This is a genomic window from Acidocella sp. (genome assembly GCF_036489515.1).
In the GTDB taxonomy this organism is placed as follows: Bacteria; Pseudomonadota; Alphaproteobacteria; order Acetobacterales; family Acetobacteraceae; genus Acidocella.
Map to the genome: position 1 here is coordinate 1 of NZ_DASXFO010000034.1, position 16,331 is coordinate 16,331.

The 16,331-nt window shown below is 64.7% G+C and carries 17 protein-coding genes; 6 read left to right on the top strand and 11 right to left on the bottom strand.

What is annotated here, in order from left to right:
* A partial coding sequence (locus VGG47_RS04560) for a universal stress protein (RefSeq protein WP_331535886.1) occupies positions 1 to 522 on the top strand: 522 nt, incomplete at its 5' end.
* Between the two features lie 150 nt (positions 523 to 672).
* On the opposite strand, the gene VGG47_RS04565 is transcribed toward VGG47_RS04560, so the two are convergent.
* The 3 genes from VGG47_RS04565 to VGG47_RS04575 form a co-directional block, all read right to left on the bottom strand.
* Entirely contained in the window at positions 673 to 1,251 is a 579-nt protein-coding gene (locus tag VGG47_RS04565) for a YqaA family protein (RefSeq protein WP_331535888.1), read from the bottom strand.
* A gap of 389 nt (positions 1,252 to 1,640) precedes the next feature.
* Entirely contained in the window at positions 1,641 to 3,077 is a 1,437-nt protein-coding gene (locus VGG47_RS04570) for an ATP-binding protein (RefSeq protein WP_331535890.1), read from the bottom strand.
* Positions 3,074 to 3,793 (bottom strand): response regulator, encoded by a 720-nt coding sequence (locus VGG47_RS04575; protein WP_331535892.1) that lies wholly within the window; start codon positions 3,791 to 3,793, stop codon positions 3,074 to 3,076. The genes VGG47_RS04570 and VGG47_RS04575 overlap by 4 nt, the downstream gene beginning before the upstream one ends.
* Positions 3,794 to 4,098: 305 nt before the next feature.
* Here VGG47_RS04575 and VGG47_RS04580 point away from each other — a divergent pair, with 305 nt between their 5' ends.
* The gene (locus VGG47_RS04580; protein ID WP_331535894.1) at positions 4,099 to 5,223 is read left to right on the top strand and encodes a type III PLP-dependent enzyme; all 1,125 of its coding nucleotides are present in this window, start codon (positions 4,099 to 4,101) and stop codon (positions 5,221 to 5,223) included.
* A gap of 131 nt (positions 5,224 to 5,354) precedes the next feature.
* Positions 5,355 to 6,056: a dienelactone hydrolase family protein gene (locus VGG47_RS04585; RefSeq protein WP_331535896.1), complete on the top strand. Its 702-nt coding sequence runs from the start codon at positions 5,355 to 5,357 to the stop codon at positions 6,054 to 6,056.
* Between the two features lie 145 nt (positions 6,057 to 6,201).
* On the opposite strand, the gene VGG47_RS04590 is transcribed toward VGG47_RS04585, so the two are convergent.
* The 3 genes from VGG47_RS04590 to VGG47_RS04600 all read right to left on the bottom strand — a co-directional run bounded on the left by VGG47_RS04590 (position 6,202) and on the right by VGG47_RS04600 (position 10,371).
* Entirely contained in the window at positions 6,202 to 8,367 is a 2,166-nt protein-coding gene (locus VGG47_RS04590) for an RNA degradosome polyphosphate kinase (RefSeq protein WP_331535898.1), read from the bottom strand.
* A gap of 235 nt (positions 8,368 to 8,602) precedes the next feature.
* Entirely contained in the window at positions 8,603 to 9,268 is a 666-nt protein-coding gene (locus tag VGG47_RS04595) for a chromosomal replication initiator DnaA (RefSeq protein WP_331535900.1), read from the bottom strand.
* Entirely contained in the window at positions 9,265 to 10,371 is a 1,107-nt protein-coding gene (locus tag VGG47_RS04600; protein WP_331535902.1) for an AI-2E family transporter, read from the bottom strand. The genes VGG47_RS04595 and VGG47_RS04600 overlap by 4 nt, the downstream gene beginning before the upstream one ends.
* Before the next feature lie 127 nt (positions 10,372 to 10,498).
* Here VGG47_RS04600 and purM point away from each other — a divergent pair, with 127 nt between their 5' ends.
* From purM to VGG47_RS04615, 3 genes are all read left to right on the top strand, one after another.
* Complete coding sequence (purM, locus tag VGG47_RS04605) at positions 10,499 to 11,536, top strand: phosphoribosylformylglycinamidine cyclo-ligase (RefSeq protein WP_331535904.1); 1,038 nt, start codon at positions 10,499 to 10,501, stop codon at positions 11,534 to 11,536.
* Positions 11,533 to 12,156, top strand: a complete 624-nt coding sequence (purN, locus tag VGG47_RS04610; RefSeq protein WP_331535906.1) for a phosphoribosylglycinamide formyltransferase — start codon at positions 11,533 to 11,535, stop codon at positions 12,154 to 12,156. Before purM ends, purN begins: the two co-directional genes overlap by 4 nt.
* Before the next feature lie 121 nt (positions 12,157 to 12,277).
* Positions 12,278 to 12,439: a hypothetical protein gene (locus tag VGG47_RS04615; RefSeq protein WP_331535908.1), complete on the top strand. Its 162-nt coding sequence runs from the start codon at positions 12,278 to 12,280 to the stop codon at positions 12,437 to 12,439.
* Here VGG47_RS04615 and VGG47_RS04620 read toward each other — a convergent pair.
* From VGG47_RS04620 to rpsF, 5 genes are all read right to left on the bottom strand, one after another.
* Positions 12,436 to 13,230 (bottom strand): S49 family peptidase, encoded by a 795-nt coding sequence (locus VGG47_RS04620; protein WP_331535910.1) that lies wholly within the window; start codon positions 13,228 to 13,230, stop codon positions 12,436 to 12,438. The two genes, VGG47_RS04615 and VGG47_RS04620, sit on opposite strands and share 4 nt — an antisense overlap.
* Positions 13,231 to 13,424: 194 nt before the next feature.
* Positions 13,425 to 14,669, bottom strand: coding sequence for a class I SAM-dependent methyltransferase (locus tag VGG47_RS04625; protein ID WP_408841496.1), 1,245 nt, complete (start codon positions 14,667 to 14,669; stop codon positions 13,425 to 13,427).
* Positions 14,670 to 14,830: 161 nt separating this feature from the next.
* Positions 14,831 to 15,391 carry a 50S ribosomal protein L9 gene (gene rplI, locus VGG47_RS04630; protein WP_331535912.1) on the bottom strand — a complete coding sequence of 187 codons (561 nt, stop codon included), beginning with the start codon at positions 15,389 to 15,391 and terminating at the stop codon, positions 14,831 to 14,833.
* Positions 15,392 to 15,404: 13 nt separating this feature from the next.
* The gene (gene rpsR / locus VGG47_RS04635) at positions 15,405 to 15,680 is read right to left on the bottom strand and encodes a 30S ribosomal protein S18 (RefSeq protein ID WP_331535914.1); all 276 of its coding nucleotides are present in this window, start codon (positions 15,678 to 15,680) and stop codon (positions 15,405 to 15,407) included.
* A complete protein-coding gene (rpsF, locus tag VGG47_RS04640) occupies positions 15,680 to 16,153 on the bottom strand; it encodes a 30S ribosomal protein S6 (protein WP_331535916.1) in 474 nt (157 codons plus the stop codon). The genes rpsR and rpsF overlap by 1 nt, the downstream gene beginning before the upstream one ends.
* Between the last annotated feature and the right edge of the window lie 178 nt (positions 16,154 to 16,331).

The window sequence follows — 16,331 nt, forward strand, 5'->3', positions numbered from 1 at the left end:
GAGTCGCGCTGCGCCGATCTGATCATCATCGGCCATGACCGCGGCGCCTCGCTGCTCGACCCGGCGCGCCGGGTCGAGAATTCCGATCTGGTGATGCAGTCCGGGCGGCCGGTGCTGGTCGTGCCGCATGACGTCCTGGCGCTACCCCTGGCCCATGTGCTGGTCGGTTGGAAGGACACGCGCGAGACCCGCCGTGCGGTGCGCGACGCTCTGCCGTTCCTGGCGCGCGCGGCCCAGGTGACGCTGGTGGAAATTGCCCCGGCCGTCGAGCTGGAGGCGGCGAAGAAGCGCCTGGAAGATGTGCAGGGCTGGTTGCAGGCGCACGGCATCAAGGCCGGGTTTCTGGCTGCGGCCGCGACCGGCGATGACGCGATTCGCCTCAACGCCATCGCGCGCGAGCACAAGGCCGATCTGCTCGTCGCCGGCGCCTATGGCCATAGCCGGCTGCGCGAATGGGTGCTGGGCGGGGTGACGCACGACCTGCTGCTCCGCGCGGAGCGCTGCGTGCTTGTTTCGCATTAAGGAAGCAGCCGCTTTTTGAAAAAAGCGGCGCAAAAACTTCTTTTATGCTGGGCCATGGGCATAGTCGCGGACAACGCCCATGGCTCAGCATAATAAAGTTTTTTTGCTTCTTTTTGTTCACAAAAAGAAGCGCTTTCCTTGTCCTTCGCTTCAAGCGAACTTCAGGACCAAAAATCCGGCGACTAACAGGACGGCGAAGACGCCTGTCACAAGGCCGAGCCGCCGCTCGATGAACGCCTGCGCGGGCGGGCCGAACCTTTGCAAAAGAACGGCTTCAAGCAAGAACCGTCCGCCGCGGGTGATCACGCTGGCGGCCATGAACACCGGAAAGTTGAACGCGGCGGCGCCGGCGGCGATGGTGACGATCTTGTAGGGGATCGGCGTCAGTCCCTTGATCAGGATGATCCACACGCCGTACTGCGCGAATTTCTGCTGAAACGCCGCAAATGCCGCGTGGTAGTGGTAGAATGCGATGATCGGCTGCGCCAGTTTCGTGAACAGTTCGAAGCCGATCAGATAGCCCAGCGCGCCCCCCAGCACGCTGCCGACCGTGGCGAGTGCGGCCAGCCACAGCGCCTTGCGCGGCGTCGCCAGTGCCATCGGGATCAGCAGCGCATCCGGCGGCAGCGGAAAAAAACTCGCCTCCGCGAAGGCGATGCAGAACAACCAATATGGCGCGGCGGGCCGCCCCGATAGGGCGATGACGTGGTCATAGAGTCTGCGGAGCATGATTTTGACTGCCACACGGTTTTGTGCGTGGCAATCGCGCGGAGCAGGAGGACCGGCCGAGCGGAAGCAGGAGGAAGGCTTCTTTTTGTGAACAAAAAGAAGCAAAAAAACTTTTTTATGCTGGGCCAGGGGCAATGTCGGCGACAACGCCCATGCCCTCCGGGGCTATTCCAACGGTGCTGCGCACCGCCGGAACCTTTAGCCCCTCCGCCCAGCATAGCAGAAGTTTTTGCGCCGCTTTCTTCTGATTGCTCTAGAGCCGGATGATTTTAGATCGAATCGCGCAGCGATCCGCTCTAAAATCTGACTCCGGCGCTAGCTAAATAAATTAGAGGGCGATTCAGACTTTAAGGTGAACCATGAATGGTTCGACTTAAAGTCATCGCGCTCTAGACCGGCAGTGTCACGCTGGCTCGCAACCCGCGCCCCGGCAGGTTCTCGAGCAGAATGTCGCCGCCATGGGCGCGGATGATGTTGCGGGCGATCGACAGGCCGAGGCCGGAGCCGCCGGTCTCGCGGTTGCGGCTGCCCTCCAGCCGCCGGAACGGTTCGAACACCGCTTCCATCTCCTCCGCGGCGATGCCCGGCCCATTATCGTCGATGTCGATCTGTACGAACTCTTTCGCCCGTGCGTGCAGGGTCAGCCGCGCCGCGTCGCCGTATTTCAACGCGTTGCCGACGAGGTTGGTGAGCGCGCGTTTCAGCGCCAGCGGCCGGGCCTGGATGGTCAGATGGTCCGGGCCTGAAAACTCGAGCGCCTCGGCCTGCTCCGGTGCGCCGTCCGCGGTCTCGTCGAGGATCGTGCGGAGCAGACTGGCGAGGTCGATGCGGGTCACCGGTTCCGTGGTGGTGATGTCGCGGCCGAAGGCGAGGGTGGCGGCGACCATCGCCTCCATCTCGTCCAGATCCGCCAGCATTTTCAGCCGCTGTTCCTCGTCCTCCATGTATTCCGCACGCAGCTTCAGCCGGGTGATCGGCGTGCGCAGGTCATGGCCGATGGCGGTGAGCAGAAAAGTCCGGTCCTCGACGAAGCGGCGGATGCGCGCGGCCATGGTGTTGAAGGCGTTCGCCGCGGTGACGATTTCGATTGGCCCGACCTCGGGGAGGGCCGGCGCGTTCACCACGTCGCGGCCCAGCCGTTCGGCGGCCTGCGCCAGCGTACGCACCGGCACCAGCAGCTGCCGCACCGCCCAGACGATCATCACCGCGCCCAGCAGGGTCATGACGATGAAGGCCGTGGCGAAGCTCGGCGAGCGCCAGGGCGCCGGCGAGGGCAGGGTGGAGGTGAGGGTGAGCCAGGTGGCCGGCGGCGGCAGCAGCTCTGGAGGGAGTAAAAATTCCGGCGGCACCAGCTGGCCTATGTCCGGCGGCAGCATCGGCATGGCGTTGAACGGCAGGCCGTCCGGCAGGCCGAAACTGATGATCATGCGCACCGGGTGCTGCCCCAAGCCGAGCAGCATCAGCCCGCGCAGGTGGATGCTGCGAGGGATGCCATAGGCAAAGATGCTGGCGCGGATGATCTGCCGCGCCGCCAGCGGCAACACATAGCCCCTGGTAGGGGGCAGCGGGTTTAGCGTCAGCGTGTCGCCGTGCGGCAGCGCCTCGCGCGCCACCATCGCCGCGCGCTCCGCCGGATCGGCCGCCGCGATATGCCGGTAGATGATCACCGCGCGGGTCGCGAAATCCTGCTCCTCCTCGATCCGCTCCAGCGAGATCTGGTTCAGCGTATGGATCAGCAGGCCGAGCAGCTGGACCAGCGCGAAGCCCACCAGCAGGATCAGGATAGTGCGGCCGGCAAGACTCGTTGGCGACAGGCGCGGGATCAATGGCGCTCGACGGGGGTGGAGAGCACGTAGCCGCCGCCGCGCACGGTCTTGATCAGCTGCGCATTGCGTCCGTCATCCTCGAGCTTGCGCCGCAACCGCGACACCGCGACATCGATGGCGCGGTCGAACGGCCCGGCCTGGCGGCCGCGCAGCAGGTCCAGCAGCATGTCGCGCGTCAGCACCCGGTTCGGCCGATCCAGCAGCGCCACCAGCAGGTCGTATTCGCCGCCGGTGATCGCCACCTCCACCCCGGCGGGGTCGAGCAGCCGGCGCCGCGCCGTCTCCAGCGTCCAGCCGGAAAAACTGTAGGTTTTGGCCGCGGTCTCGGCGTGACGCTCTTCCGAATCGCCGGTGCGGCGCAGCACCGCGCGGATGCGCGCCAGCAATTCGCGCGGGTTGAACGGCTTGGTCACGTAGTCGTCAGCGCCGAGTTCCAGGCCGATGATGCGGTCGGTCTCCTCGGCCATGGCGGTGAGCATGATGATCGGCACCTTGGTCTCGGTGCGGAACCAGCGCGCCAGCTCCAGCCCACCCTCGCCGGGCAGCATCAGGTCCAGCACCACCAGTTGGAAATGCCCGTTCACGAAGGCCCGGCGCGCCTCTTTGGCGTCCCGCGCGGAGGTCACGCGCAGGCGTTGGCGTTCCAGGAATTTCGCGAGCAGATCGCGGATTTCGCGGTCGTCGTCGACCACCAGAATATGAGGCAAGGCGTCCATGGCTGTTACAATAGCGAAGCCGCGCGGTGTTGGGCAGTAGCGGTTGCAATTGGTGACAATTACTGAGGATAACGCAACGATAGGCACAAGCCACTTGCGTCCCGGAAAAACTCGCCGTATTGGCCGCTTCACGCAGCAACGCACGTGCCTCTGCCGGTCTTTCTGATGGGGATTGGTTACGCAACGACGTCAAGCGTTCTGGCAGCACTGCCCAGGGAAACCCGGAAGTTGCTGGTTCGTTGGACCGTTTCGAAACCGCGCCCGCCGCCTTGTTCAGGCGGGCCTTCATAGGAAAGGTGTGGGCGATGACTCCAAAAATCGCTTCATTTCTCGACTCTGCCGGCCTGGCCACGCCATGCTTGGTGGTGGATCTTGACCGCGTCGCTGGCAACTATGCAGCGCTGCGCGCGGCTCTGCCGGCGGCGAAAATCTATTATGCGGTGAAGGCCAATCCGGCGCCGCAGATCCTGCGCCTGCTCGCGGAAAAGGGCGCCTGCTTCGACGCCGCCAGCCTGCCCGAGATCGAGGCCTGCCTGGCCGCCGGCGCGCCGGCGGCTGCCATCAGTTACGGCAACACGGTCAAAAAAGCCGCCGCCATCGCCGCCGCCTATGCGCATGGCGTGCCGCTGTTCGCCTTCGATTCCATCGAGGAGCTGGAAAAAATCGCCCGCCACGCGCCGGGCGCGAAAGTCTATTGCCGCATCGCCGTCGCCAATGAGGGCGCGGACTGGCCGCTGACGAAAAAATTCGGCACCACCGTCGATCGCGCCCGCGAGCTGATGCTCGCCGCGCCCGGCCTCGGCCTGGTGCCGCATGGTCTGTCTTTCCATGTCGGCAGCCAGCAGACCGGCACGCCGGCCTATGAGCTGGCGATCGCCCAGGTGGCGATGCTGTTCACCGATCTCAAGGCCAATGGGCTGGAGCTGAAGATGCTCAATCTCGGTGGCGGCCTGCCGGTGAGCTACCGCGAGGAGGTGCCCGGCGTGGAGACCTTCGCCGACGCCATCATGCGCACCATGATCGAGCATTTCGGCAACGACCTGCCGGAGATCCTGATCGAGCCGGGCCGCGCCATCGTCGGCACGGCCGGCGTCGTCGCCGCCGAGGTGGTGCTGGTCTGCCGCCGCATAGCGGCCGATGAGCGCCGCTGGGTGTATCTCGATATCGGCCGCTTCGGCGGGCTGGCGGAAACCGAGGGCGAGGCGATCCGCTACCGCATCACCGCCGGCGACGGCGCCATCGGGCCGGTGGCCCTGGCCGGTCCGAGCTGCGACGGCGTGGATATCATGTACGAGAAATCCTCCTACCACCTGCCGCTCGACCTGCAGGCCGGAGACCGTGTGCTGATCCACGACACGGGCGCGTATGTGACAACTTACGCAAGTCAGGGGTTCAACGGTTTCGCTCCGCTGGAAGAGCACTATCTTTAGCGCGCCTCCGATCGAATGGACTCATTCGATCGGATGAAGTTGCTCGCTAAAACAAAGACCTGGAGCAGGTTCCGTGCGCTTGAGCGAACGGAACCTGCTCCAGGCCTGCCACTCAACCAAAGGAATTTCACATGCGCGAAATCAAGCTCAAGGCCGCCGACGGAGCGGGCGAATTCTCGGCCTTCATCTGGGAGCCGAAGAACAAGGACGCGGCCGGCGCCGTGGTGGTGATCCAGGAGATTTTCGGCGTGAACGACGCGCTGCGCGCCACCGCCGAGAACCTGGCGGAGATGGGCTTCATCGCCATCGCCCCGGATCTGTTCTGGCGTCAGGAGCCCGGTGTGAACCTGACCGACAAGAGCGAAGGCGAGTGGAAGAAGGCGCTCGAGTTGATGAACGGCTTCAACCAGGACAAGGGCGTCGAGGATCTGAAGGTGACGCTGGACACCGCCCGCAAGCTGCCGGGCTGCAACGGTAAGGCCGGCACGATCGGCTTCTGCCTCGGTGGCCGCCTCGCGGTGATGATGGCGACCCGTTCGGACGCCGACGTGAACGTCTCCTACTACGGCGTCGGCCTCGACGGGCTGGTGCCGGAGTTCGACAATATCCAGGCGCCGCTGCTGATGCACATCGCCGAGCTGGATGAGTATTGCCCGGCGGAAGTGGTGGAAGCGGTGCTCGACGGCGCCGAGGATAACGAGTTCATCGACGCGTTCATCTATCCGGACGTGCACCACGCCTTCGCCCGCGTGAACGGCGTGCATTACGATGCGCGCGCCGCCACCATCGCCAATGGCCATTCCGCGGAACTGCTGGCTGAAATGCTTGGCTAAGGAAGTGGCCGCTTTTTAAAAAAAGCGGCGCAAAAACTTCTTTTATGCTGGGTCATGGGCTGCGTCGGCGGCAGCGCCAATGACCCAGATTCATAAAGTTTTTTTGCTACTTTTTGTTCACAAAAAGTAGTCTTACTTTTTCCGCTTAATCCACCCGCTTCTTATACCGCGCCCGCGCCCGTTCGGGCTGCAGCCCGCCATGCAGCGCCGAGCCACGCCCGGAGAGGGACGGGTTGGTCATGAAATATTCGTGCGCCGAGGCGGGCGGATCGCCCGGCGTGACCCGCACCCAGACGCCGTCCGGCCGCAATTCGGCGGATTGCGCGTCGTCGCGCAGGTTCACCACCATGATCTGGTCGAGGATCTGCGCGTGCACGGTCGGGTTATGGATCGGCACGAAGGTCTCCACACGCCCATCCATGTTGCGCGCCATCCAGTCGGCGCTGGACATGAACACCTTGTTCTCCCGCGACGGCAAAGCGTGGCCGTTGGCGAACGCGCAGATGCGCGAATGCTCCAGGAAACGCCCGACGATGGATTTCACCCGGATCGTCTCGGAGAGGCCTGGCACGCCCGGCCGCAGGCAGCAAATGCCGCGCACGACGATGTCGATCGGCACGCCGGCGCGCGAGGCCTCGTAGAGATGGTCGATCAGCCGGTCGTCGACCAGCGAGTTCATCTTCAGCCAGATGCCCGATTGCCTGCCGGCCTTGGCGTTGGCGATCTCCGCTTCGATCAGCGCGTCGAGGGTTTTGCGCGTGGTCAAAGGCGAGAAGGCGAGCTGCTCCATCTCTTCCGGCCGGGCGTAGCCGGTCATGTAGTTGAACAGCCGCGCGGCGTCGCGCGTCAGTGCCGGGTCGCAGGTGAAGAAGGAGAGGTCGGTATAGATCCGCGCCGTGATCGGGTGGTAGTTGCCGGTGCCGAAATGCGCATAAGCCCGCAGGCTGCCGGTTTCGCGCCGCACCACATAGGACATTTTCGCGTGCGTTTTCAGGCCTACGAAACCGAACACCACCTGCACCCCGGCGGCTTCCATGGAGCGGGCGAGGCGGATGTTCGCTTCCTCGTCGAAGCGCGCGCGCAGCTCGACCATCGCGGTCACCGATTTGCCGGCCTCCGCCGCCTCGATCAGCGCCTTGACGATGGGCGAGTCGCGGCTGGTGCGGTAGAGCGTCTGCTTCACCGCCACCACCGCCGGGTCGGCCGCCGCCTGGCGCAGAAACTGCACCACCACGTCGAAACTCTCGAACGGGTGGTGGACGAGAATGTCCTTCGAGCGGATCGCCGCGAAGCAGTCGCCGCCAAAGTCGCGGATGCGCTCGGGGAAGCGCGCGGTATAAGGCGGAAAGAGCAGGTCCGGCCGGTCGTCGACGATCATCTGCTTGACGTCCACCAGGCCGATGATGCCGGTCTCGGCATAGACCTCTTCGGCGGGCGCATCGATCGCGTCGATCACCAGTTCACGCAGGTCGGCTGGCATGTCGCCCTGCAGGGTCAGCTGGATGGCGGCGCCGCGCCGCCGCCGTTTCAGCGCGGTCTCGTAGGATTGCACGAGGTCCTCGGCTTCCTCCTCGAACTCCACATCGGTGTCGCGGATCAGCCGGAACAGCCCCGACCCCTGCACCTGGAAGCCGGGGAACAGCCGGTGCATGAAAATCCTCACCAGCTCCTCGAGCATGATGAAGCGGATCGGCTTTCCGGCTGCCATCGGCAGGCGCACGAAGCGCTCGACCTGACTGGGCATCGGGATCAGCGCCGACATTTGGCCGCGATCGTCGTCGCGCGCCAGCTTCAGTGCCATCACCAGGCCCATGTTGGGGATGAAGGGAAAGGGGTGCGCCGGGTCCACCGCCAGCGGCGTCAGCACTGGAAACACGCGCTCCATGAAATAGCTGTCGAGAAACTGCGTGTCCTCGTTGGTCAGCTGCGCGGCGCCGTAAATGACGATGCCGGCCTGCGCCAGCAGCGCGCGCACATGGGTGAAGGCGGCCTGCTGGGCGGTGATCAGTTCGCGCGACCGGGCATTGATCGCGTGCAGCTGCTGGGCCGCGGTGGCGCCGTCGGGGGAGCGTTCCAGCACGCCGGCGCGGGCCTGGCCGATCAGCCCGGCAACCCGGACCGAGTAGAATTCGTCGAGATTGGAGGCGCTGATGGAGACGAAGCGCAACCGCTCCAACAGCGGATGATGCGCGTTCTCAGCCTCGGAAACGACCCGGAAATTGAAGTCAAGCCAGGACAGCTCGCGGTTGATGAAGCGGGTGGGGTCGTCCAGGGCGACCTCGGGAACGGGTCTGGTCGTGGTCTGGTCCATGGCGCCCTCCTATGAGCGATGATCGTCCGTCTGGCGCGGCGCGTGAATGAATCGGCGATTCAGCTTAGAACATGTTTGCTTGAGATCAAGCGAAGGGAAAAGGCTTCTTTTTGTGAACAAAAAGAAGCAAAAAAACTTTATTAATCTGGGGCATGGGCTTTGTCGCCGACACTGCCCATGGCCCAGCATGAAAGAAGTTTTTGCGCCGCTTTTTTTAAAAAGCGGCTGCTTTCTTCTAAGCCGGTCCGTCTTCGTGGCAGAGGTCTTCCAGCAATTCCGCGGCCAAAGCGCGGGTCAGCCGGGCGCCGCGGTCGAAGGCGATGCGGTCCAGCCGAGCCACCGCCTCGCGCATCGCCGCGGCGGTGCGGGGCAGGTGGGTGAGCAGGTAGTTGCGCACCGCGATGCCGAGTGTGAGCTGCCGTTCCGCGCTCAGCCGGGTGAGCAGCAGAGCCAGCAATTCGTCCTCCGGGGCGCGGATCTCCACGACCTCCGAGGCGCGCAGCCGGCTGCCGAGATCGGCGAGCTTGTAGGACTGGCGCCAGGGCGGGGTGCGCGCCGTCATCAGCACCGGCAAGCCGGCTTCGGTGGCGCTGTTGAGCAGGTGCAGCAGCGTGCGCGGGTCGGGCGCGATATCGGCATCGTCCACGGCGACCGGGCCGGTGGGGCGGATCAGCCCGTGCAGCGTGCCGCCGTCGAGGATCATGGCCCGCTGCGCGGCGGCCCAGATGTGCAGCAGATGCGTCTTGCCGCAGCCGGCCTCGCCCCACAGTACCAGCCGGCCGTTGCTCCAGCTCTCCGGCCGTTCCAGCCAGTCCCGCGCCAGGGCATTGGACGGCGCGCCGCAAAAATCCTCCACCGCGAAACCGGGCACTTCCGTGAAGGGCAAGGCCAGTTGCCTCATGACGGGGGCGGATCCAGATAAAGCGGGCTGTGCAGGTAGCGGCGTAGCCAGAAGCGGGCCAGCACGCCCAGCGTTGCCGTCACCGGCACCGCCAGCATGACGCCGAGGAACCCGAACGCCGCCCCGCCCGCGAACAGCGAGAAGATCACCCACACCGCCGGCAGCCCGACCCGGTCGCCCAGAAAGCGCGGCTGGATCACATAGTCGTTGAGCGCCTGGCCGAAGGTGAACACGGCGACCACCGAGAGCACGCTATGCCAGCCCGGCGCCTGGGCGAGCGCCAGCAGAATCGCCGTGACGGCGCCGAACAGCGTGCCGACATAGGGGATGAAGGACAGCATCCCGGCGGCGAGACCGACGACCAGGCCCTGTTCCAGCCCGACGATGGTCAGCCCCACCGCGTAGACCAGCGCCAGAACCAGGCAGCAGATCGCCTGGCCGCGGATCCAGGCGGCGAGGATGCGGTTCACCTCGATCGCCTGGGCGCGGATCACCGCCTCATAGGGGCGCGGCAGCCAGGTATCGACATGGCGGATGATCGAGGGCCAGTCGCGCAGGAAATAGAAGGTGACGATCGGCGTGATGATCAGCAGCGTGAGGATGTTCACCACCGCGAAGCCGCTGCCGATGATATGGGTGGCCGCGGTGCCGAAGAACGAGACGATCGTGCCGGCCTGGTTGGTGGCGATGTCGCGCAGTTTCTGGCTCACGAGGCCAGGGCCAAGCCGCATCTGCGCCACGGCCACCAGATGTCCGAAAATATGCTGCGCGGTCTTGATGTAGCTCGGCAGGTTGCTGACCAGCGCCGAAGCCTGGGAGGCGATCACCGGATAGAGCAGCAGGATGAACAGCACCCCCGCCATGACCACGGCGATGAGCAGCAGGAAGGTGCCGAGCGGCCGCCGCAGGCCGATCCGGTCCAGCCGGGTGACCGCGGGGTCGAGAAAATACGCCAATCCCGCGGCCACCACGAAGGGCATCAGGATCGAGGAGAACAGGCGCAGAAATCCCCACAGCACCAGCAGGAAGACCGCTATGAGGGCGATGCGCTGCCATTGCGTCTTGTCGGTCAGGGGGCGATCCGTGCGCGAACCGTTCACCATAGGGGGAGCAACGGCGCGGGATGCGAAACCGGCGATTGCGCGCCGCGTGAGCCTGTGTTGAAACGCGGCTGAATTTGAATGGCAAACTGCGAAGTCATGACATTGGCTTAGCGCATCGGAGGCTGACATGACCAGCGTGACGTACCGGGATGCCGGTGTGGATATCGAGGCGGGCGACGCCCTTGTTGAGGCGATCAAACCTTTGGCGAAAGCGACCACGCGCGCCGGGGTGATGGGCGGTCTGGGCGGCTTTGGCGCGCTGTTCGATCTCAAGGCGGCGGGGTTCTCGGACCCGATTCTGGTCTCCACCACCGATGGCGTCGGCACCAAGCTCAAGATCGCCATCGACACCGGCATTCATGACTATGTCGGCATCGATCTGGTGGCGATGTGCGTCAACGACCTCGTGGTGCAAGGCGCCGCACCGTTGTTCTTCCTGGATTATTTCGCGACCGGCGCGCTGGACGTGGCGGCTGCGCAGCGCGTGATCGCGGGCATCGCCGAGGGCTGCCGCATCGCCGGCTGCGCCCTGGTCGGCGGCGAGACGGCGGAGATGCCGGGCATGTACGCCAAAGGTGACTACGACCTCGCCGGCTTCTCGGTCGGGGCGGCCGAGCGCGGCAATCTGCTGCCGGCAGCAGTCGGCCCCGGCGATGCGATTCTCGGCCTGCCGTCCTCGGGCGTGCATTCCAACGGATTTTCGCTGGTGCGCAAGATCATTGCCCTGGCGGGGCTCGACTGGCACGCAGCCGCACCGTTCGCGTCCGGCCAAACCCTGGCCGAGACGCTGATGGCGCCGACGCGGATCTACGTGCAGCCGATGCTGGCGCTGCACCGGGCCGGCCTTTTGAAAGGTGCGGCGCACATTACCGGCGGCGGCCTGCCCGGCAATCTGCCCCGCGCGCTGCCCGAAACCTGCGGCGCGGCGCTCAATGGTCCCTGGGCGATGCCGGCAATCTTCCCGTTTCTCGCCAAGGCCGGCAATGTCGCGCCGGAAGAGATGCTGCGCGTGTTCAATTGCGGCGTCGGCATGACCTTGATCGTCTCCGATGCCGAAGCGGCGATGGCGCTGCTCCGCCAGCAAGGCGAAGCGCCGTTCCTGCTCGGCCAGGTCACCGACCGCCCCGGCATCGAGATCTCCGGCACGGATCGCCTCTTCGCATGAGCGCCAAGCCGCGCGTCGCGGTGCTCATTTCCGGCCGCGGTTCCAACATGCAGGCGCTGATCGAAGCCGCGCAGGACCAGAAATATCCGGCGGAGATCGCGCTAGTGCTGTCCAACAAGCCGGACGCGGCGGGGCTGGAGATCGCGCGCGGTTTTGGCATCACGGCACTGGCGGTTCCGGCCAAGCTTTTCGGAAAAGACCGCGAGGCGCATGAGCGCGCTCTCCATGCGGTGCTGCAGGACCAGAAAATCGAGATCGTCTGCCTCGCCGGCTATATGCGCATCCTCACCCCCTGGCTGGTCGGAAACTGGTCCGGGCGGATGCTGAACATCCATCCCAGCCTGCTGCCCGCCTATAAGGGGCTGGACACCCATGCCCGCGTGCTGGCGGCGGGCGAGACGCGCCATGGCTGCACCGTGCACCTGGTGACCGAAGGCATGGATGAGGGGCCGATTCTCGCCCAGGCCGAAGTGCCGGTGCTCGCCGATGACACGGAAGACGCCCTGGCCGCGCGTGTGCTCGAGCAGGAGCACCTTCTCTATCCCGCGACGCTGGCGAAACTGGCCAGTGAAGTGAAGGCTTCTTTTTGTGAACAAAAAGAAGCAAAAAAACTTTATTAATCTGGGGTATGGGCTTTGTCGCCGACAACGCCCATGGCCCAGCGTGGCCAAAAGTTTGGCAAGTCTGCGAATCATGTTCTACGCTGACCGCAACGAACAATAAGTCCGAGGGTGAAGCGCAATGGTGACCGAGACCAACCTGGGTTCTGGCTTGCCGACGGTGGAGGATATGGACAACACCTCCAAGCGAGGCTGGGACGCGTTCACGAAATTTCTGGCCGGCAATGTGGCGCTGGCCGTGGTGGCGCTGGTTCTGATCGCGCTGCTGACGGTCTGGAGTTAGCGCAGGCCGGGCGCCAGGATGCGTTCTTCGGCGACGTCGAGGGCTGATTCCACCGCCGAGCGGGTGATGAAGCGCAGCAGGCCGCGCGGGGGCCGCGGGCGCAGCCAGACCGGTCGCGCCTTTTTGCCGCCGAGCTCCTTCACCAGCGTGTCGATGTCGGCGAGCCCGTCGATCAGTCCCAGCTCCTTGGCCCGCGCCCCGCTCATATAGCCGCCGTCGAACACCTTCGATTCGTCGCCGGTCAGCCGGGCGCCGCGCCGCTCGCGCACCCAGGCCTTGAACATGCCGTGGGCTTCTTCCAGGAGTTCCCGGGTGAATTCCGCGTCCTGCGGGCGGAGGGGCGAAAACATTTCCATCCGCGCCTTGTTCTCCCCGGCGGTGAACAGCCGGCGTTCGATGCCGTGACGCGCGATGAACTTGTCCAGCCCGAATCCGCCGGTGATCACGCCGATCGAGCCGACGATGGAGAGGCGGTTGGCGTAGATTTTGTCCGCGGCGCAGGCGAGCCAATAGCCGCCCGAGGCCCCGACATCGCCGATCACCGCGGTCACGCTCACCCCGCTCTCCGTGGCCTTGCGGCGGATAAACTGGCCGATCAGGTCCGACTGCGCCGCCGAGCCGCCGGGGCTCTCGATCGCCAGGAGCAAATGTTTGGATTTTTTCGCCAGCGCGAAACCGCGCTCGATCGGGGCGGTGTAGGCGTCGAGATTGATCATCCCCGGCCGGGCAGCGATGACGCCGCGCAGCACGAGGACGGGGATTTTCGGTTTCGCCCAGGGAAACAGGTTCATGGCGCTAGCTTAGCGCATGGTTGCTGGAGAGCAATCATGCGCTAAGCTAAGGAAAGTGGCCGCTTTTTGAAAAAAGCGGCGCAAAAACTTTTGTTATGCTGGGCCTGAGGCGTTGTCCCCGAAAACGCCCATGGCCCAGCATAATAAAGTTTTTTGCTACTTTTTGTTCACAAAAAGTAGCCTTCCTTTCTCGCTTACTCCGCAGCCGCGGCGAGATGGCCGGCCGTGCGTTCGGTTTCGAACATATAGTCGCGGGCGAGCGGCAGGGCCTCCTGGTCGCGCACCAGCTGGATCTGGAAGTTCATGTGATCCGACAGGCGGAAGGCGAGTTCGGAGCCCGAGAGGTAGAACTCGAACATCCGGCAGAAGCGTTCGTCATACAGTGCTGCGATGGCGGCGCGGTTGGCGGCGAAGCGGCGGCGCCAGTGTGCCAGCGTGATCGCGTAATGCAGGCGCAGGACCTCGATATCGGTGCTGCGCAGGCCCGAGCGCTCCAACGCCGCCAGCGTCTCGGACAGCGCCGGCGAGTAGCCACCGGGGAAAATATATTTGGCGATCCAGCTATTGGTTGCACCCGGCCCGTCGAACCGGCCGATCGAGTGCAGCAGCATCACGCCGTCCGGCTTCAGGCAGCGTTTCACCGTCTCGAAGAAGGTCGGGAAGTTCGGTGCGCCGACATGCTCGAACATGCCGACCGAGACGATGCGGTCGAACTGGCGCTGCATGGCGCGGTAATCGATCAGCTCGAATTTGACGCGGTCGGAAAGCCCGGCGGCGGCGGCGCGCGCCGTGGCCGCGGCCAGCTGCTCTTCCGAGAGGGTGATGCCGGTGACGCGGGCGCCGAATTCCTGGGCCAGTGTCAACGCCATGCCGCCCCAGCCGCAGCCGATGTCCAGCACTTCCAGATCCGGCCGGTCGAGCTTTAGCTTCGCCGCGATATGACGCTTCTTGGCGAGCTGCGCCTCTTCCAGCGTCTCGTCGCCGCGCGCGAAATAGGCGCAGGAATATTGCCGGTCGCGGTCCAGGAACAGCGCGTAGAGCTGGCCGTTGAGGTCGTAATGATGCGCGACATTGTTCTTCGAGCGCACCGCGTTATTGGCCTGCAGGAGGGGGCGCAGGATGCGCAGGAGCTTGGTGTTGAGCTCCATGATCGGCACTTTGTAGTCGTTGGTATTGTCCATCAGCACGACCAGCACGTCGTGGATCGAGCCGTTCACCGGCGTCAGCGTGCCGTCCATATAGCATTCGCCAAGCGCCATGCCCGGATTCGTCGCCAGGTGGCGCAACGTGGCGTTGTTGCTGATGCGGATGCCGGCCTGGGTGCCGGCGCCGTTACCGTAATGGCTCTGCGATCCGTCGGGCCAGACCACTTGGAAGCCGCCGCGACGGATCGCGCCAGCCAAAATCCGGTCCAGTAAATTCTTGAAGAGCCAAGTCACGTCTCTCTCCGTCCTATTGGTCAACGGTTAGGGTAATCCACTGGTAATTAAGTGTGACACTCACGGAAAAAAAGGTCCGGAAACGGGAACGGCCCTTGCAATTCCTGCAAGGGCCGTTCCTTTTTTGATCAAGCGATAGAAAATCTTGATCGTATGCGGTGTTAGGCCTGCTCGGCGGCCTCTTCCTCGCCGAACAGCGGGCCCAGTTCCGGGCGCTCCTCGGGTTCGGCGCCGATCGTCTCGCCGCGTGCCTGCTTCTCCGCCTCTTCGGTGGAGCGGGCCACGTTCACCTTCACGTCGATGATGACTTCCGGGTGCAGCGCGACGCGCACCGTGGAGATGCCCAGCATCTTGATCGGGTGGTTGAGCACGACCTGCGAGCGCTCGATGCCGAGGCCGGCTTCGGTGCTGGCTTCCGCGACGTCGCGGCTCGAGACCGAGCCGTACAGCGCGCCGGACTCGGAGGCCTGGCGGATCAGCGTGACGCTGAGGCCATGCACGCGTTCAGCCACGCGTTCCGCCTCATCGCGGCGCTTCAGGTTCTGCGCCTCGAGCTGGACGCGCTCGCGCTCGAAGCGCTCGCGGTTCGCCTTGGTGGCGCGGACGGCCTTGGCCTGCGGCAACAGGAAGTTGCGCGCATAGCCGGGCTTTACTTTTACGACTTCGCCCATCTGGCCGAGCTTCTCGACGCGCTGGAGCAGAATCAGTTCAACAGCTGCCATGGTCCTGTCTCCCTTAGGTCAGCACGTAGGGCAGCAGCGCCAGGAAGCGCGCGCGCTTGATGGCTTTCGCCAGCTCGCGCTGCTTCTTGCCGGACACCGCAGTGATGCGGGACGGAACGATCTTGCCACGCTCGGAAAGGAAGCGGGACAGCAGACGCACGTCCTTGTAGTCGATCGCCGGCGCGCCCGGACCCGAGAACGGGCAGGACTTCTTGCGGCGGAAAAACGGGCGGCGGGCGCCCACAGCGGGGCGGCGGGCCGCCGGGTTCAGTTCGGTGCTTTCGGACATCAGCCTTCCTCCTCGGCGCTGTAATCGTCACGGTCGGCGCGGAACTCGTCCCGCGCGCGGAATTCTTCACGCTCATCGAAGCCGCGCTTGCGGCCGGTCTCGAAGCGCCCGGCCGGCTTCGGCCCACGGAACGACCGCTCGCGATCGTCGGACTTGCGCGACAGGATCACCGAGGGTTCCTCGGAGATTTCGTCGATGCGCACGGTCATGAAGCGCAGAACGTCTTCGTTCAGGCTGAGCTGACGCTCCATTTCGGTGATGGCCGCGGGGGCGGCGTCAAGACCGAGCAGGATGTAATGGCCCTTGCGGTTCTTCTTGATCCGGTAGGCGAGGTTGCGCAGACCCCAATATTCGCGCTTTTTGACGGCAGCGCCATCGGTCTCAAGCTGGGTGGTCACGGCGTCGGCGACGGCGTCAGCCTGCGCCTGCGTGATCTCACTACGTGCGATCACCACGGTTTCATATAACGGCATATGAGCTCCCTTCGGTTGGTTCTCAGCTCCGGTCCGGGTCTGGACCTCCCACGATCGGGACGAGCAATAGCCGGGCGCGTTGCCACGCACCCGGCAGGGGAGGCGAGCCTGTCGCACGATTTTTCGCGGGTGGCAAGGGAAAGCAGGAAGCAAGCAGCCGCTTTTAAAAAAACGGTGC

Coding starts and splice junctions, on each gene's coding strand:
- VGG47_RS04565 (WP_331535888.1), bottom strand. CDS start 1,251: ATGCTCCGCAGACTCTATGACCACGTCATCGCCCTATCGGGGCGGCCC.
- VGG47_RS04575 (WP_331535892.1), bottom strand. CDS start 3,793: ATGGACGCCTTGCCTCATATTCTGGTGGTCGACGACGACCGCGAAATC.
- VGG47_RS04580 (WP_331535894.1), top strand. CDS start 4,099: ATGACTCCAAAAATCGCTTCATTTCTCGACTCTGCCGGCCTGGCCACG.
- VGG47_RS04585 (WP_331535896.1), top strand. CDS start 5,355: ATGCGCGAAATCAAGCTCAAGGCCGCCGACGGAGCGGGCGAATTCTCG.
- VGG47_RS04590 (WP_331535898.1), bottom strand. CDS start 8,367: ATGGACCAGACCACGACCAGACCCGTTCCCGAGGTCGCCCTGGACGAC.
- VGG47_RS04595 (WP_331535900.1), bottom strand. CDS start 9,268: ATGAGGCAACTGGCCTTGCCCTTCACGGAAGTGCCCGGTTTCGCGGTG.
- VGG47_RS04600 (WP_331535902.1), bottom strand. CDS start 10,371: ATGGTGAACGGTTCGCGCACGGATCGCCCCCTGACCGACAAGACGCAA.
- purM (WP_331535904.1), top strand. CDS start 10,499: ATGACCAGCGTGACGTACCGGGATGCCGGTGTGGATATCGAGGCGGGC.
- purN (WP_331535906.1), top strand. CDS start 11,533: ATGAGCGCCAAGCCGCGCGTCGCGGTGCTCATTTCCGGCCGCGGTTCC.
- VGG47_RS04615 (WP_331535908.1), top strand. CDS start 12,278: ATGGTGACCGAGACCAACCTGGGTTCTGGCTTGCCGACGGTGGAGGAT.
- VGG47_RS04620 (WP_331535910.1), bottom strand. CDS start 13,230: ATGAACCTGTTTCCCTGGGCGAAACCGAAAATCCCCGTCCTCGTGCTG.
- rplI (WP_331535912.1), bottom strand. CDS start 15,391: ATGGCAGCTGTTGAACTGATTCTGCTCCAGCGCGTCGAGAAGCTCGGC.
- rpsR (WP_331535914.1), bottom strand. CDS start 15,680: ATGTCCGAAAGCACCGAACTGAACCCGGCGGCCCGCCGCCCCGCTGTG.
- rpsF (WP_331535916.1), bottom strand. CDS start 16,153: ATGCCGTTATATGAAACCGTGGTGATCGCACGTAGTGAGATCACGCAG.